Source organism: Holdemania filiformis (assembly GCF_003459085.1).
Classification (GTDB): domain Bacteria; phylum Bacillota_I; class Bacilli_A; order Erysipelotrichales; family Erysipelotrichaceae; genus Holdemania; species Holdemania filiformis.
Genome location: NZ_QRUP01000001.1, coordinates 97326 through 113663 on the forward strand (window position 1 = coordinate 97326; position 16338 = coordinate 113663).

The window sequence follows — 16338 nt, forward strand, 5'->3', positions numbered from 1 at the left end:
CTCACTTCCGGTTTCCAGTCCGCTTTTTTCCTTTTGTTCTCCTGTCCGCCCGCTTTCATATTTATGCTATAATGGTTACTGAGGTGAATTTCATGAGAAAAAGAACGGAAACCCGTCCGATCCAGGTTGGAAACTTGCAGATCGGCGGTCAAAATCAAGTGATCATTCAGTCGATGACCAATACCAAGACGAAAAACGTCGCTGCCACCGTGGAACAAATCCGCCAGCTGACCGAAGCCGGCTGTCAGATTGTCCGGATGGCGGTCTACGATCAGGAGGACGCGCGGGCGATTCGGGAAATTAAAGCTCAGGTCAGCGTTCCGCTGGTCGCCGATATCCATTTTGATTATAAATTAGCCCTGACCGCGATTGAATCCGGCGTTGATAAGATCCGCATCAACCCCGGCAACATCGGCGCCCGGGAAAACGTCGTCGCCGTCGTGAATGCCTGCAAGCAGCATCAGGTACCGATCCGGATCGGTATCAACAGCGGCTCCCTGGAAAAAGCGGTACTGGAGAAATATGGCAGACCGTGTGCGGAAGCGATGATCGAAAGCGCCCGCAAGCATGTTGAAATTCTTGAGGAGCTGGACTTTCACGACATCTGTTTATCGTTTAAATCCAGCGACGTCATGCTGACAATCGAGGCGTACCGCCTGGCCTCCGAGGTCTTCCCCTATCCGCTGCACTTAGGCGTGACCGAAGCCGGAACCTTTACCTCCAGCGCGATCAAGTCCAGCGCAGCGCTGGGCGCGCTTCTGATGGATGGCTTGGGCGACACCATCCGTGTTTCCGTCAGCGCGGATCCGGTGGAGGAGCTGCGTATCTGCAAGCAGCTGCTGCGCTGTTTCAACTTGATTGACAACGTTCCGAATCTGGTCAGCTGCCCGACCTGCGGCCGGATTCAGTACAATATGATTCCGATTGCCGAGGAAGTCGAACGTTTCCTGGCGACGATCAACGCTGATATCACCGTCGCAGTCATGGGCTGTGCCGTCAACGGACCGCAGGAAGCCAGCCGTGCCGACATCGGGATCGCCGGCGGCAAAGAGGAAGGCTTACTGTTCAAGAAAGGCCAGCTGATCCGCAAAATTCCACAGGATCAGATCGTGGAAGTTTTAAAAGAAGAAATTTTGAAAATGATTTAACAGCCTGCCGCGGTTTTCTTTCACTGCGGCAGTTTTCTATTGGAAACAACGATGCCACGCAAAGGAGAAATAAAATGACAGAAGTTCTGTGTTTCGGCAGCTGTGTGCTGGATCTTTATGCGGAGGGACAAAAGCCCGCGGTCGGCGGAGACGCGGCGAACCAGGCGATTTTGTTATCCAGGCTCGGTTTCTCCACGGCCTGCAGCGCCCGCCTGGGACGGGATCAGGAAGCCGATCTGATCCTCGATCAGCTGCGGCTTCATCACGTTGACGTTCGCTGGCTGCGCCAACATGAGGGCGAGATCACCACGCATTCCTTAATTCAGCTGGATGCGCAGGGTGAGCGCCGTTTCACGGTTACCGGCGAAGCGCACCGGCATTTCACGCTGGCCGACTTCCCGCTGGAGGCGCTGCCTTCCCTTCGCGCATTATCGTTAGGCTCGCTGTTTACGCTGCATGCGCTGGAAACTTCCGGCATGGAACTGATTTTCCGCCGCGCCCGGGATCTCGGCCTTCCGATTTATAGCGACACGACCCGTGACCGGCACCACAAAGGCTTACCCGGCGTCGCCCCTCTGCTTCCCTATCTTGATGTTTTCATGCCCTCGCTTGAGGAAATCCGTCCGCTGTGCTCACGGTTCCAGCCGGATGAAATCGCTGAAGAATTATTACGGTTCGGCATAAAAACCGTGGTTCTGAAAATGGGATATAACGGCGCCAACGCCTATCAAGCAGCACAGGTTTGGCGCTGCCCTGGCTATCCTGCCCAGGTCGTCGACACAACCGGTGCGGGCGACAGTTTCTGCGCCGGCTTCATCGCCAGTTCGCTGAAAGGCCTTCCGATCGCTCAGGCCTTGGAAAACGGCTGTTGGTGCGGAGCGCAGGCTGTTCAGATCCAAGGGGCAAACACCGCCCAGCTCGATCCGTCCCGCCTGCCCTGGCCGCTGCGTTAACCTGCCGATCCAGCCATAAAAAAGACAGAACCCCAAGCGGAAACAATCTTTCCGGCTTGACCGTTCTGTCATTTTTTATTTAGGGTTTCCGCGCGAGATAGAGATCGAGCGTATCATAGATCCGGATCTGACCGCCGGTTGCTTGTAAGCGCAGCGCCATTTCTTGTTCAAAAGCCCGGCGGCGGGCTTCCGGCAGCGCGCGGTGATCAGAATAGGTGTTCAGCAATCCCAGATACTCTTCGGTATTCAGTGTCCTCACGCGCCGATACCAATGCGTTTGAACGGAAGCGAAACCCGCTTGGATAAGCCGGTCTTTCCATACCGCCAGATCCGTTTCATCAAACTCCTTCAAAGCCTGATCCGACGGACAAAATTGTTGATAGACCTCGCGGTTAATCCGGTTTGACGGATCTTCCAGCCGGTTTGGATAGGGATGATTCCAGAATAAGGCCAGACAGCCCTGCGGCTTCAACAAGCGCAGCACTTTTTCCAAGGCCGCCTCCGGCGGCAGCCAGTGAAATGCCGTCGCGCTATAAATCCCATCCCAGCTGTTTTCAGCCAGTTCCAGTTCCATAAAATCTCCCAGAATCACCTGAAACCGCGGCGCCTGCTTAAACTTGTCGCGGACAAATCGGGCCAGATTCTCCCCCAGTTCCACCGCCGTCAGATCACAGCCGGTATCCAGGATCGGCTGGGTGGCCTGTCCCGTTCCAATACCAATTTCCATGATCCGGCTTTGCGTTCCGGCATGGAAGCTTTCGATCACATCCTGCATCAGTGCGTCGGGATACCCCGGCCGATAGCGATCATAATTCTGTTCATCTTCATTGAATTTCAAACGCAGCTCCACGTTCTTCCCCTCCTTCATACGCTTTAGATTAAGTTTAACACAAAATCAACATCAGCGGGTTTCAGAACGGAGGTTTTTATCCCATTCCCCTGGCTCTGCGATCCAAGCTTTCCGCTAAGCGTCCTTTTCCGGCGTTGCCCAGAACGCATCCCAGTCTGTCGATAACAGGCTGGAAGTCGAAAACTGCGTATTCACAGGAATCAGATAAACAAAATCGCTGATTTCACGTCCGCAGACTGCCGGCCGCTTAAAACGGAATGTATTCTTCGTCATATAATCGCGGTAGTCGTCTAAAACAAACGCCTCGCCGTTATAGTTTGCTTCCGGATTCGCCGTCAGCGGACGCCCTTCGATCAAGGCGGAGCGCAGCACTTCCACGCCGATATAATTTCCCTGTTCGTCCATCAACATTAAATTGTAGGTCGGATCCAGGAAGATCCACTGATCCAGCTGTTCGCTGTACGCCTGAACGACGACATGACATTCTTGATCCCATTGACTTGCCGAAAGACACCAGACCGGCACCGCCTTCACCCCATAGCTGCGCAGGATCCCGCTTAACAGCACCGAGAGATTATTGCAGTTAAGACCCTTACCCGTATCGGCATAGACGCCGACGCTGTCCAACGAATCATCGCCGCGGTATTGCGAATATGAGCTGTGATCATATTCCCCGCAGACCCAGGACAATCCGGCTTTCATCAGCTCCACATCGGTTTTCCCGCTCAGAACCTCATCCAGCTGGTGCTGATCCAGCCAAGCTGAAGCCTGCGGATCCTTTCCCAGATCAAATTGATAGGCCGGGACTTTGCCGTCAGGCGCATACTTCTGATATTTTATTAACAGTTCCATTCGTTCCTGAGTTGAGGCATTTAAGCTGAAATTCAACAGATCGTTGGCCTCGGGTTCACTCCATACCAGCGCTACGCTGGATGTCTGTCCGCCGTGATCCAGACTTCCCTGATAGCTCTCTTTTCCCGGCTCAATCGTCAGCGTAAACACTTCGTTTTCATAAGTAAACCGAAGTTTCCCGTCCTCCTCCTCCAGCCTTTGCAGCGGCGACTGCACGCCGATCTGCCCCAGCCATCCCTGCCCGGTGTTAATGAGAACCAGCCGGCGGTCATGATCAACGAGAAACCCGGCCCCTTCATAGAATCCAACCGGCAGGGATTCCAGCGAATCAGAAATCGTTGTCTTTGCCGCGCAGCCGCTCAGCAGACAGAGTAACCCAAGCATGATTTTGATTGTTTTTAACATTCGTATTTCCCCCATTCATTTTAATTTTCAAGCAGTCTGTACTACTTACAGTAATACAGCAACATTAAAATTTGAAAATGACAAGAGGTTCCTTTCCCTTTGCTTTCAGCGCCTGCGAAAAAAGGAGCCTTCACAACGAAAGACTCCTTCTTTTGAATATTTTTCCCAATCCCGTCAATCATTGCAGGCTCCGCAGGCTTTTTCAGCTTTCGCCAAGCGGGCTCCAGCTATTTTACCGTTTTCAGACAATCCAGCTTCTGCGCATCGAAAGCGCCGCTTCGCAGCATCTCGATTTCCAGGCCATACGGCGCATGATCGTCGACATATGGTGTTTCCAGGATTTTAACGACAGCCTCCAGCCGCGGATCCGCAAAAAACCGGTACAGCGAATCAAAGCCGATTTCACCATGACCTACATTGGCATGGCGATCCTTGCGCGCGCCGCGGACATTTTTGGAATCATTGAGATGAATCACCTTTAATAAGGACAGTCCGATCACTTCATCCCACTGTCCTAACACCGTATCCAGCTCATCCACCGGATAGCCGGCATCATGGATATGACAGGTATCCAGACAAAACGCGATCCGTTCTTTCTTCGTCACGCCCTCGCGGATCGAACGCAGCTGTTCAAAATTCCAGCCCAGTTCACTGCCCTTGCCGGCCATCGTTTCCAGACAGATCAGCACGTCGTGATCATCTTCTTCGAGCGCCTGATTCAAGCCTTCAATGATTCGCGCCAGCCCTTCCTCCGCCGTCGCCTTGACGCTGGAACCGGGATGCAGAACCAGATACCGCGCGCCGATCGCTGCGGTCCGGGCCAGTTCCTGCTTCAGAAAGCGAACGCCCAGTTCAAAGGTATCCGGATTCTGAACATTGCCCAGATTGATGATATAGGGCGCGTGCACGATCACGTTTTCTAATGGAATCCCATTCTCCTTTAACAGACTCTGCGCTTCTTCAATCCGCAGCTGTTCCACCGGCTTGCGCAGGGTGTTCTGCGGCGGTCCGGTATAAATCATCAGAGCGTTTGCTTTGTAAGACAACGCTTCTTTGACCGCGCCCGCAAAATAGTCCGGCGCTTTCATTGAAACGTGACAGCCAATCTTATTCATCGCTTCCCTCCTCGCGTTTCTGCCGCTGCAGCGCCTTGTAGCGTTCCTTGCGCTGAGCCTGGATTTCGCTCTGGATCATCGCGCGGCGTTCCTTGCGCTGGATCTGCTTGACTAAAGCTGCCTTTTTCTTTTTATATCCCGGTTTGACCTTTTCCTTTTTCCGGTTCAGCGACCGCGCAATTTCCTTTTCGCGCTGCTGCCCCGGCGACATCTTGCGGCGGTCGGCCTGCCGCTGCGCCTGCCATGCGCCATTTTTAAACGAACGAACTTCAAAATGCACGCCGCGTTCTTTCAAAGAGCGGATGGCACGTTCATCTTGTTCCTGGTATAACGCGAAGCACGTTCCCTCACGGCCGGCCCGGCCGGTCCGGCCGGCACGATGGATATAAAAATCCAGTTCGTTCGGGAAGCCCAGCGAGACGACGTGTGTAATCCCGTCGATATCAATTCCGCGCGCCGCGATATCTGTTGCCACGATGTAGCTGTGATCCGCCTGTTCCAGCTGCTTCATCGCCTGCCGGCGCTGGCGCGGCTGCAGGCCGCCGTGGATTTCGATCACCGGCACATCCGCCTCGCGCAAAGCGTTGGCTGTCGCGGCCGCTTCTTCCCGGGTATTGGCGAAGATCAGGCAGACATACGGCATAAAGCCCGGTAAAATCTGCAGCAGCGTTTCCGCATAGCTGCGATGCTTGCACGGAACCAGGATATGTTCGATCTTCGGATCCATTTTCGTTTCCTGCTCGATTTTGATCGTCTGCGGCGTCTGCATATACTTCTTTAAGAACGGCTTAAGCCCCTGCGGAATCGTCGCGCTGAACGCCATCATCTGTAAATGATTCCCCATCCGGGAAGCGATCGCGTCGATATCCTCCAAAAAGCCGAATTCCAGCGTCATGTCCGCTTCATCAACCACCAGGATTGATGCGGTATCGACCCGCAGCACTTCCTGATCCAAGAATAAATCCTTGATCCGGCCCGGCGTGCCGATGACTAAATGTGGCTGGGTCTTCACGGAATCCGCCATTTTTTCCCGGTCCAATCCGCCGGTGATCAGCCGCACGCGCAGCCGCGGATCCGCCTGCGTCATCGTCTTGGCGCGGTTGTAGATCTGCATGGCCAGCTCGCGGGTCGGCGCGGTAATGACAGCCTGAACCTGCGGCAGTTCAGGTTTGATTTTTTCCATCAGCGGAATCAGAAAAGCATGGGTCTTGCCGGTGCCGGTTTCTGAAATACCGATGAGATCGCGGCCCTTTAACGCAACCGGGATGACGGCAGCCTGAATCGCCGTCGGTTCTTGAAAGCCTTCCAGCTCGATCAATTTCTGCGCGCTCGCGCGCAGTGCGAAGTCGTTGAATTGTGTCATATAAATCCTCCTTTACGGGGTGAAATCTTGTTTATTATCGAATCGGTTCCGATCGTTAAACTTCTCACTTTGCCCATCAATTATACAGATTTTAAGCTTTTTATGCAATTCTCACACCGCTTTTCCCGCATTTTTTTCCATGAATCTTAAACCATTCTCCCTTCGTTCAAGTCAATATGTCCATTTTACCCAGAATAATCCGCATGGAGTAGAGCCTGCTTATGCATTTCCTCGCGGACTTGCTGGATTTTATTTCACTTGCGTCCAAATCGGCATTCACGTTATAATGATTCCGGCGAAACAAACAAGGATTTTCCCGCTGCTCTCTGAGAAGAAAATGAATTATCGAAAAAAGTATAACGGCGGCAGGCGAAAACAAATCGGCATCCTCATTATCAAGGCAAACTCTGCGTCGCTCTCCGACGTCTCCGTACTCCGTATATTTACCGAGTAATGATCAAACCAAGAAAAAGGAGGGTTTCATTTATGGAAATTATCCCCGTCATTCCCCGCGGTTATTGTAAAGGGGTTACCCAGGCCATCGCGCTGGCTCGAAAAACAGCGCGGGAAAATCCAGGCGTACCGATCACGATGCTCGGTATGATCGTCCATAACCGCTACGTCGTCGACGCGCTGCAGCTCGATCATATCCGCTGCGTGGAACAGGCGGGCAAAACCCGGCTGGAGCTGCTGGATGAAGTAAACGAAGGCATCGTGATCTTTACAGCCCATGGTATCAGCGAGGAAGTCGCAGAGAAAGCGCGGCAAAAAGGCTTGACCTGCGTCGACGCTTCCTGTTCCGACGTCAAGGAAACCCAGCGCTTAGTCCGTCAGGCAATCGACGAAGGTGCGGATGTACTGTATATCGGCAAGCGGAATCATCCGGAAGCTGAGGCCGTGCTGGCGATCAGTCCGCGCGTGCATCCGGTCTACGATCAAGATTCATTGGCCGCGCTCTCCCTTGATAATTCCAAAATCCTCGTCACAAACCAGACGACGATGAGCGTTCTGGAAATCGGCCGGCTGATGGATCAGATCCGCGTGCGTTACCCGCATGCCCGCTTTGAAAAAGAGATCTGCAATGCCACCCGAATTCGTCAGGAAGCAATCCAGAAATTGGAGAATGTCGATCTGTTGATCGTGGTCGGCGATCCGCAGTCCAACAATTCCAACAAGCTGAAAGACATCGCCATCCAGAGCGGCATCCCGGAGGTGCTGCTGATCGAAACCGTGCGGCAGCTGAAGCCGCAGGACTATCTGGGACGCGAGCGCATCGCCGTGACCAGCGGCGCTTCTACACCGACCTACCTGACGCAGCAGGTGATCGGCTATCTGAATGAAGTCGCGCAAGGCAACACCCCGGAATACCCGGATATCGAACTGGATAAGCTGTTATAAAGACAACGCCGTTTTCACGGCGTTGCTTTTTCTTTGACACGGAGAACCAAACTTTCCGCAAATTACTGGAACGTGCGCTCGCCCGCCTTTTCCAGCAGGATCTGACCGTCATAAAACGGCGCGGCAAAATCATATTCAAACGGAATCAAAATTGAACCATCCGTTGCCAATACACCATACAATCCACTTTGATCCTGCGCGACGATTCGTCCGTGATCCGGGGGATAAGCCGCCCAGCGATCATGATCCGGATCAATCAGCAGCGGCGCCAAATATTGGCAGGAGATAATTTCTTCTCCCGCGGCATTGACATATCCCCACAAGCCATCCCGCGCCACCGGAATCAGATCACCATTGATCGCCAGACCTTGATCATAGATCGCTTCGGTAACCATCTCGCCTTTCTTGTTAACGATGCCGACGCGGTCCAGCCATTCATATTCAGGTACTCCCTCCGGCGTTTCATCATAGCCGCTGACAGCGTGATACAAGCCCAGCTCATCGCTCATCCGCGACCCGTCGAAAGGGACAAACATACCGGGGCCGTCATCTGCACTGAACACGGTATAGACCTCCCCTGTTTCAATATCAGCATAAAACCACTTTGCGGCGATCCCATGTGCTCCCGAGCATAGGTAATACGGCGTTCCGGAAACCTGTTCAAAATCATAAGCTTCCGCCTCGCAATGCAGTTCCAAAGAATCTAAGACTGGATAGCGCTGGCCGCAGATCTCGACGACCATTTCCTGATTTTCATCGGCAATTCCGTACCGTCCGTCTTTTTCCAAAATAAACATCCCGCTGACAAGCTCCAGTTCGGCAAATGCGTCAGGAAAACGATTGATCAGGGGATAGATATGATCAAAGTCAGTTTCTGAAAGTGACTTTAGGCCCGCGATCGAATGATCTAAAACTTCAATTTGATAATCATCAATAATCCATTCATGAAATTCATTTCTGTAGGCCGACTGATATTGGACTTTCAGTGAAACGTATTCACTACCGACGCAATTTGTTAACGTCACCCAGCTGCCTGTTCTGATCCGGTCGTCGCCGGCAGTCACACGATATTGATTATCGATCACCTGATTTCGTCCCGTTGAGACAGATTTTAGGACAACTTCAATTTCGCCTTCTATCGCAGGGGTAGACGTAGGGGTCGATTGGATAACCGGAGTCGGTGTAGCTTCCGCAGGAGGTGTCGTCTCCGGTTTTGGCATTGGGGAACGCTCTGGTTTCGTCTTTGTAGCGCAACCTATCAATAAAAATAAGACCAGGGTCAACACACTAAATCGCCGCATCATCTTTTCCTCCCTTTTCTTCTATTATAAAGAAATCGTCAGGGTTAAAGGGCTTAAATTCTTAATTTCATAGAATCGTAAGAATTCATCGGGTACCTCTTTTTATACTGTCTGACCATAATTAGTTATAAGCTGATCCGCCATGAGCCAAAAGTTCTCCTATCTCTGTTTTGTCGTTTTCATCTCACCCTCGCCAAAAGAGTTCGACGGATTTTTGATCATAAAGTATAATGAGTTCAACTTATCGTATATCAATCCCAGGAAAGGAATAAAGAATCAGATGGAAATCTTAAAAATCAGAGAGCATCGCGAACTGGCAGAGCGTGCCGCAAAGTGGTTTCATGCGAAATGGTCAATCCCCGTTGAGGCTTACCAGGAAAGCATTGCGGCCTGCCTGCGTGGGGACAAAGTCATTCCGCAATGGTATGTCGCACTTGAACAGGATGAAATTATCGGAGGGTTGGGCGTTATCGAAAATGATTTTCATGACCGGCCGGATCTGACCCCCAATGTCTGTGCCGTTTATGTTGAAAAAGCCTGGCGTTGTCAGGGAATCGCCGGGGCTTTATTGCGTACTGTCTGTGAGGATATGCGGCAGTTTGAAATCAAAACGCTGTACCTGCTGACGGATCACACAAACTTTTATGAACGTTACGGCTGGGAATTTCTCTGCCTCGTTCAAGGCGATGGAGAAACAGAGCCTGCGCGGATGTACGAGCGCTCAACCAATTCCATTTAGCCGCTCCGAAAGAAACCGGATTCGGGCAAAACTTCAGCGCTGGTTAGCCAAGCATAAGAAAAAGACTGGAATTTTTCCTGGTTCTTATTCGGCTTTAGGCAAAAATAAAAAGGGCAGGCAAGATATAACGCTTTATCTTACCTGCTTCTTTGTATGGAAATTCTATTCCTACCCTAAACCGAGTAAGAACCATTTTTCCTCCGGTCCTTTTTACTTTTCTGCTTTTTTATGATTTTTCAAAGCTTCGATTTCCTGCGGTGTACAGTTCCGCCACTGCCCCGGCTGCAACGCTGCATCCAGCTTCAGCGGACCCATCGTCAACCGTTTTAAGTACACAACCTCGTTATCGCAGGCGTGCATCATTCGTTTCACCTGATGAAATTTACCTTCCTGGATCGTCAGCAGAATGACGTGTTCCGCTGTCTGCCGAAGCGCCGCCGGAAGGCAGACTTCCTCATCACTGATCCGGATTCCTGTCTGGATTGCCGCTTCATACTGCGGATCCCAGGGTCTTTCCAAATGCACCTCATAAGTCTTATCGACATGTTTTTTCGGCGAAAGCAGATCATGCGCCAAAGCGCCGTCGTTGGTGATCAGAAGCAGGCCTTCGGTATCAATATCCAGCCGGCCGACCGGAAATAAGTCGGAGCGGTTCGTTTCCAGACAATCCAGTACTGTTTCATAGCGGCTGTCCTCCGTGGCGCTGACCACGCCCTGAGGTTTGTTCAGCATGATGTAAACTTCAGTTTCATAAGTGACGATCCGGCCGTCGACCTGGATCTGATCCTGCCGCTCGTCAATTTTCTGATCATCCTTTTTTACCCGCTGACCGTTGACCTCGACCCGGCCCTTACGGACCAGCTCCTTAACCTCTTTGCGGGTACCGAAGCCGGCATGCGCCAGGAATTTATCCAGCCGCATCATCGTACAAACCGCCTTGTCATCCGCCGGACCATCGCCGGCAGGCTCATGTGGAACAGATGCTGCGGCAGCCGGAAGAACGCTGTGGTGATGACATACGTCAGCATCCCCAGAATGCCATAAGCCGCTAACTGCAGCACCCCGACGATCCGCGAAGCGTTAACCACGGTCAGGCCTGCCCAGCGCAGCAGGACAAAACAGCCGTTCATCGCAATCAAACCGATCGCAATCGCGCCTAACCGCCGCCAAACGCGCGTGTACTGCACTTTATATTTTTTCTTGATCAGATTCAGATTCAGGAAAATAATGACCAGCGACGTCACGACGCTTGAGGTGATCGCACCGCTGAAACCGGTGTATTTAACAAGCGGAAAGAACGTGATCAGCTTGACGACAAAACCGATGATCAGATACAGGATACTCTGACGGCGGAAACGCAGCGACATCATTAACGAGCTGCAGATCGGCGACAAGGTGCCGGTTAACGCCAAAAGCGAACTCCATGCCAGCATTTCGCTGCCCAGGCTGAGATTTCCCTTGCCGTACATGATGTAATAGATCGGCGAAGCCAGCGCAAACAGACAGAAGCACAGCGGCGCGCCGATATACAAAACGGTGTCCAGACAATCCAGAACATTTCGCCGCAGTTCTTTAAAGTTGCGGTTTTCCAGCGAGATCGTAACATACGGAACTATCCCCGTCGAAAAGCCCAATGCCAGCACCTGCGGAATCGAGGTCAGCTTGTTGCACTGCACCTGGATAATGCCCAGCGCCAGCTTGGCGTCCTCATAACTGCTTCCGGCAGACGTCGCCGTGTTGATAAAAAAGTTATTGTTGACGATATTCATACTATTGCCCAATAACGCCGTAATCAAATAGGGCAGGCCAAACAGAAGCAGCTCCTGAAACAGCTCGCCGACTTCCTTCGGCCGGCTTGTCTGATGCCGCGCCAGCTCCTTGATCGGCTGATAATGCTTGCGGTCGTAGATCAGATAATAGGCGATCGCCGCAATTGCCGCCAGCGAGGTGGACAACACCGCCATATACACGGCGAAAATGTTGTTCATATCCAGGATATAAACAAAAAAAGCACCCAGTGCCAGGAGCGAAACAACCCGGGTCAGCTGTTCCAATACCTGCGAGAACGCATACGATTTTAAATCCTTCAACCCCTGGTAAAACCCGCGGAACGAGCTGAGAAACGGCACGCAGACGACGGCCAGCGACAGGATCATGAAGACATTGCGCAAAATTGCGACGTCCTCCGGGGTTTTCTTCGCCCCCAGCACTGAAGCCGCCAGCGGTCCGGATACCATGATGAACAAGATCGCCATGACAAATCCGCTTAAAAGCATCAGCGCCATCGACAGCTTGCGCACCAGGATGACAGTTTTATAATCCTCGTTATTCGAATATTTAGCGACCATCGCCGCAACCGCAAACGGAATCCCAGCCGAACAGATACTTAACAGGATATCATAGTAGGTATAAGCGACGCTGTAAAACGACATATTTGCTTCCCCGGCGATCGCAGTAAAAGGGACAACATAAAGAAGTCCCAGAGCTTTGGAAATAAAAATCCCGGCCGAGCTGGTTAACGCCCCGGCGATCAACGATTGTTTTTTACCCTTGGTCATGGCTACTCACTGTCGCCCTCGTCCTCCGTCGGAAGATCGTCATGCGCGCCCTCCGGCTCCGGTTCAGCTTCCGGGGTTGTGCTTTGATTCTCAAAATCCCCCGTCAGCTGCAGATATTCGCGGGTTTCCTTCAATTTGGCGTAATCCTTCCATAACACCATCACGTTCAGAGAAACGATCGGTGAAGTGGTTTCCCCGCTGGCCATCAAGCCCTTCACATAGCCCAGCTCAGGATAAACCTGATTGGGAATCAGCGAATAATCCTCATTTTCCAATAAACCCACCGATGGTGCAATGACTGAAGTCTGGGAATAATCGACAGCCGCGTCGACGACCAGCATTTCCACATCGACCATAGCGACCCGCGGTTGATCCAAAATCACATAATACCGGTAAGTCCCGTCAGGAAGCTGGTTCATGACGACTTCGAGATCATAAAAATCCGATTTTTCCTGAAATCGGTCCATCTCCATAATGGATTTATAGTAAGCAGTATACAGCTGCATTTTTTCCGTACTGATTTGGTTTGGATCCTTTTTAGAACAGCCGCTGATCAGCAACAAAGCGGCGGCCATCAAGCAAAGTATCTGTCTGCGCATAAGCAACACCTCCAGAGTATTATAACATAAGACGTTAAGCTTACAAAAGCATTAATTCCCGCTTTTGTGCCGGACGCCGCCAAATTCTTCTCCCATGCCGATCAAACCGCTTGTTTTCTCCCTGCCTGCGTTTTTAATTGGAGAACTAACGCCGGGACAAAGCGGCCGGTCTTTGCGGTTAAGCCGCCGGACGGATGCCCTCTCTTATTTTTAACGTTCCTTTCCCCTTTCGCCGCCTTCCGCACTGTGTTTCAGGAAGAGAAAAGAAAAAGAAACTGCTTTCTTTCCCCGCGTTTTCAGCCGGCAGAAGAAATCAGTTTCCCCTTCGCTTTAGCGCTCGGCCTTTTTCTTAAAGGTCCGGCACAGCGTTTCGTGATCGCAGCAAGGCTGGACACATTCGTCACAGCCGACTTCAATCTTTTCAGCGGTGCATTCGCACTGCGTGTTATATACGCAGGTCTTGACGTTGCACCCGATCCGGTTCTTATTCATCGTCATCGCCTCCCGCATTTAGGTTTCCCGCTTCCGCCGATTTTATCCGATAGACGATCATTCCGCTGAAGCTGTACAGCTGTTCGGGAATCACAGAGAAATGCGAGGTCGCTAACTGGACTGACAACACGTCCTTTTCATCCAGCTCCGCCAGAAATTCGTTCAGGCTGTCGGTCAGGTCATCCTCATGCTGCTCGTCAAACACTTTCACCTGGATCATGTTTCTCACCCTGCTTCAGCATACCCGCAGGCCCTGGGTGAAATTTGTCTAAAGCAGGGCGTGCTGCTGCATAAAATCATGCAGCGCCTGTTTTTCCATCGAATCCAGCGGCACTAACGGCAGCCGCACCGTGTCTGTGCACCACCCCTGCAGTGCAAGCATCGCTTTGATATCCGAAGGTGAGGAAACTTTGAAAATCTGGTTGCTGACCTGCTTGAGAAACTGATCCAGCTCCGCATTCTCCACGCCGTATTGATAATCTTCCCAGATCTTGACGATCATCGGCATCATGCAATGGCCGGCGACCGAAACAATCCCGCTGATCCCCTCGCGCAGGCCTTCCAGAAAATAACCGTCCTCACCGCTGAGAATCTGCACCTGATCATTGGCCATCAGAATCGCCTTCACCATCTCCATGTCATGGCACGCCTGCTTTAAGGCCCGGATCCGGGGATAATCCTGAGCTAAACGAATCACGGTTTCAGCGCTTAAAGCCACGCCGGAGCGCTTGGGTACATTGTAAAGCATGAGCGGTTTCTCACTGACGCGGGCGCACGCCGCGAAATGGGCATACAGTCCTTGTTGGGACGGCCGGACATAATACGGACACACAAGCATGATTCCGTCGACCGGTTCCGCATTGACCCAGCGGATGAGATCCAGCGTCTCTGCAGTGTTGTTGGTGCCGCAGCCCATCCAGACGCAGACCCGGCCTTCGCTTTGCTTCAGGACGCAGTGCAGCACCTGTTGTTTTTCTTCCCGGGTCAAAGCGCTGGCTTCCGCCGTTGTTCCGCATACGACAAACCCGTCGCAGCCCTCCGCGATCAGTTTCTCGACAAGGTTGCTTAACGCCGGCAAATCAAGCTCTCCGGCTTCAGTCATCGGCGTGATCAGCGCCGTCATGCAATGGCCCAGCTTCATTGGGATCCCTTCCCTTCCAATAACAATGGTTGGATCTGGCGGTCTTCCAGCGCCGCCTGCAGCGCGGTTTCAATTAAACGCCAGTCACTGACCAGACTGTTCGGTTTACGCACGTAGTCGTCCTGGCCGAACGGCACGAAAAACAGATGCCGCAGCTGCTTCAGACGCAGAAGATTCGCCCCGGAAAGGCCGAGGAAATCATTGGACGCGATGCCCAGCACCAGCGGTTTCTCGTTTCGAAGCAAGGCTTTGGCCGCCAGCGTGACCGGCGTGTCATAAATCCCCAGCGCCAATTTGTTCAGTTCAGTCGCCGTCATCGGTGCGATGACCATCGCATCGAAATGATCGATCGGACCGGTGCGCTCCGCTTCCTGCAGCGTCGTCATCACCGGCTTGCCCGTCAGTCTTTCCAGCTGGGTCAGCCGTTCCTTCGCCGTTCCAAACCGGGTGTCCAGCTGCGCCGTATTCTCACTGACAATCATCGTGATCGGCCAGCGCTGAACCATGTCGGTCAGTTGTTCAATGACGGCGGCATGATTGCAGAAGGAACCGCACATTCCCCATAAAAGCTTCATCGTTTCACCTCTTTCAAAATCACGTCGGCTAAAATTTCACCTGCACTCTGCCAGGCTACAATTCCCGGCAGCGGCGGAGCCGCGATGACATGCGTGTCCTTGCGTTTGTATACGCGTTCGCTGACGCCGACCGCCCGCGAAGCGATATCAATGATCAGCGGCTGTGTCTGCCAGCCGGCCACCATCGCCTCGCTGATCACCTCCGCCGGCGCGGTGTTGATCACGACCGGCCACGGCTGTTGAAACTGCCATTCCTGCAGCCGGATAAAGCTGTACGGCAGTTGTGCGGATTCGGGATGCGCATGCGCGGATACAATCCTGACTTCCAGCCCCAGCTGGTGAAACAGTCCGGCAATCGCCCGGCCGCAATGGCCGAAGCCGATCACGTCATAACGATACTCCGGCAGCGAGCGCGGCGTATTCTGGATCACCATCGCTAAAATTCCCTCAGCCGTCAGCGCTGCATTGGCTGCGACGACCTCCTCCCGCGCCAGAAGCGAGATCACTGTCTGCGGCAGCTTCTTAATGTACGGCGTGATCACCCCCGTAAAAATCAACGTTTCCTTGCGCAGCGAAGCAAAGAAATCCTTCATGCAATACCCTCGTTTTTTAAGTTCGATAAACCCGTCGTCGCTGACCCCCTGGATCGGCAGAATCACCAGATCCATTTTGTTCGCCATCCGTTCGATCTGTTCCATGTCTTTTTCACACCGGCCTTCCTGGACCTGAATCCCGGCCGACCGTAAACGCTGAATGATAATTTCCATTCGCTGGTCATTCACAAACACGACCGCTTTCATGGATGCACCTCCTCTTGTATCCCATTCTATGACGAAAAAAAAGAAGGGT

General features: G+C 52.5%; 17 protein-coding genes. 4 read left to right on the forward strand and 13 right to left on the reverse strand.

Annotation, left to right across the window (positions count from 1 at the left end):
* Positions 1–92: 92 nt before the first annotated feature.
* Complete coding sequence (gene ispG, locus DWY25_RS00460) at positions 93–1148, forward strand: flavodoxin-dependent (E)-4-hydroxy-3-methylbut-2-enyl-diphosphate synthase (protein WP_117892302.1); 1056 nt, start codon at positions 93–95, stop codon at positions 1146–1148.
* Between the two features lie 74 nt (positions 1149–1222).
* Complete coding sequence (locus tag DWY25_RS00465; RefSeq protein ID WP_117892305.1) at positions 1223–2101, forward strand: carbohydrate kinase family protein; 879 nt, start codon at positions 1223–1225, stop codon at positions 2099–2101.
* Positions 2102–2180: 79 nt separating this feature from the next.
* Here the strand turns inward: DWY25_RS00465 and DWY25_RS00470 are convergent, their stop codons facing one another.
* The 4 genes from DWY25_RS00470 to DWY25_RS00485 all read right to left on the reverse strand — a co-directional run bounded on the left by DWY25_RS00470 (position 2181) and on the right by DWY25_RS00485 (position 6686).
* Positions 2181–2951, reverse strand: a complete 771-nt coding sequence (locus DWY25_RS00470; protein ID WP_117892308.1) for a class I SAM-dependent methyltransferase — start codon at positions 2949–2951, stop codon at positions 2181–2183.
* A gap of 114 nt (positions 2952–3065) precedes the next feature.
* Positions 3066–4208: a transglutaminase-like domain-containing protein gene (locus DWY25_RS00475; protein ID WP_181981625.1), complete on the reverse strand. Its 1143-nt coding sequence runs from the start codon at positions 4206–4208 to the stop codon at positions 3066–3068.
* Positions 4209–4435: 227 nt separating this feature from the next.
* Positions 4436–5323, reverse strand: coding sequence for a deoxyribonuclease IV (locus tag DWY25_RS00480; protein WP_117892314.1), 888 nt, complete (start codon positions 5321–5323; stop codon positions 4436–4438).
* Complete coding sequence (locus DWY25_RS00485) at positions 5316–6686, reverse strand: DEAD/DEAH box helicase (protein WP_117892317.1); 1371 nt, start codon at positions 6684–6686, stop codon at positions 5316–5318. Before DWY25_RS00485 ends, DWY25_RS00480 begins: the two co-directional genes overlap by 8 nt.
* Positions 6687–7172: 486 nt before the next feature.
* Here DWY25_RS00485 and ispH point away from each other — a divergent pair, with 486 nt between their 5' ends.
* Positions 7173–8084, forward strand: coding sequence for a 4-hydroxy-3-methylbut-2-enyl diphosphate reductase (gene ispH, locus DWY25_RS00490; RefSeq protein WP_117892320.1), 912 nt, complete (start codon positions 7173–7175; stop codon positions 8082–8084).
* Between the two features lie 62 nt (positions 8085–8146).
* Here the strand turns inward: ispH and DWY25_RS00495 are convergent, their stop codons facing one another.
* Positions 8147–9169 carry a WG repeat-containing protein gene (locus DWY25_RS00495; RefSeq protein ID WP_181981626.1) on the reverse strand — a complete coding sequence of 341 codons (1023 nt, stop codon included), beginning with the start codon at positions 9167–9169 and terminating at the stop codon, positions 8147–8149.
* A 496-nt stretch (positions 9170–9665) separates the two neighbouring features.
* Here DWY25_RS00495 and DWY25_RS00500 point away from each other — a divergent pair, with 496 nt between their 5' ends.
* The gene (locus DWY25_RS00500) at positions 9666–10124 is read left to right on the forward strand and encodes a GNAT family N-acetyltransferase (protein ID WP_117892324.1); all 459 of its coding nucleotides are present in this window, start codon (positions 9666–9668) and stop codon (positions 10122–10124) included.
* A 210-nt stretch (positions 10125–10334) separates the two neighbouring features.
* On the opposite strand, the gene DWY25_RS00505 is transcribed toward DWY25_RS00500, so the two are convergent.
* From DWY25_RS00505 to DWY25_RS00540, 8 genes are all read right to left on the reverse strand, one after another.
* Positions 10335–11048 carry a pseudouridine synthase gene (locus DWY25_RS00505; RefSeq protein WP_420809853.1) on the reverse strand — a complete coding sequence of 238 codons (714 nt, stop codon included), beginning with the start codon at positions 11046–11048 and terminating at the stop codon, positions 10335–10337.
* Positions 11045–12682: an oligosaccharide flippase family protein gene (locus DWY25_RS00510; RefSeq protein ID WP_117892327.1), complete on the reverse strand. Its 1638-nt coding sequence runs from the start codon at positions 12680–12682 to the stop codon at positions 11045–11047. The genes DWY25_RS00505 and DWY25_RS00510 overlap by 4 nt, the downstream gene beginning before the upstream one ends.
* Before the next feature lie 2 nt (positions 12683–12684).
* Complete coding sequence (locus tag DWY25_RS00515; RefSeq protein ID WP_147336641.1) at positions 12685–13281, reverse strand: hypothetical protein; 597 nt, start codon at positions 13279–13281, stop codon at positions 12685–12687.
* Between the two features lie 330 nt (positions 13282–13611).
* Entirely contained in the window at positions 13612–13773 is a 162-nt protein-coding gene (locus tag DWY25_RS00520) for a DUF1540 domain-containing protein (RefSeq protein ID WP_006060274.1), read from the reverse strand.
* Entirely contained in the window at positions 13766–13993 is a 228-nt protein-coding gene (locus DWY25_RS00525) for a sporulation protein Cse60 (protein WP_117892332.1), read from the reverse strand. The genes DWY25_RS00520 and DWY25_RS00525 overlap by 8 nt, the downstream gene beginning before the upstream one ends.
* A 48-nt stretch (positions 13994–14041) precedes the next feature.
* Positions 14042–14914 (reverse strand): 4-hydroxy-tetrahydrodipicolinate synthase, encoded by an 873-nt coding sequence (dapA, locus tag DWY25_RS00530; RefSeq protein WP_117892335.1) that lies wholly within the window; start codon positions 14912–14914, stop codon positions 14042–14044.
* Entirely contained in the window at positions 14911–15489 is a 579-nt protein-coding gene (locus DWY25_RS00535; protein ID WP_117892338.1) for a dipicolinate synthase subunit B, read from the reverse strand. Before DWY25_RS00535 ends, dapA begins: the two co-directional genes overlap by 4 nt.
* The gene (locus tag DWY25_RS00540) at positions 15486–16289 is read right to left on the reverse strand and encodes a dipicolinate synthase subunit DpsA (protein ID WP_117892340.1); all 804 of its coding nucleotides are present in this window, start codon (positions 16287–16289) and stop codon (positions 15486–15488) included. The genes DWY25_RS00535 and DWY25_RS00540 overlap by 4 nt, the downstream gene beginning before the upstream one ends.
* Positions 16290–16338 lie beyond the last annotated feature (49 nt).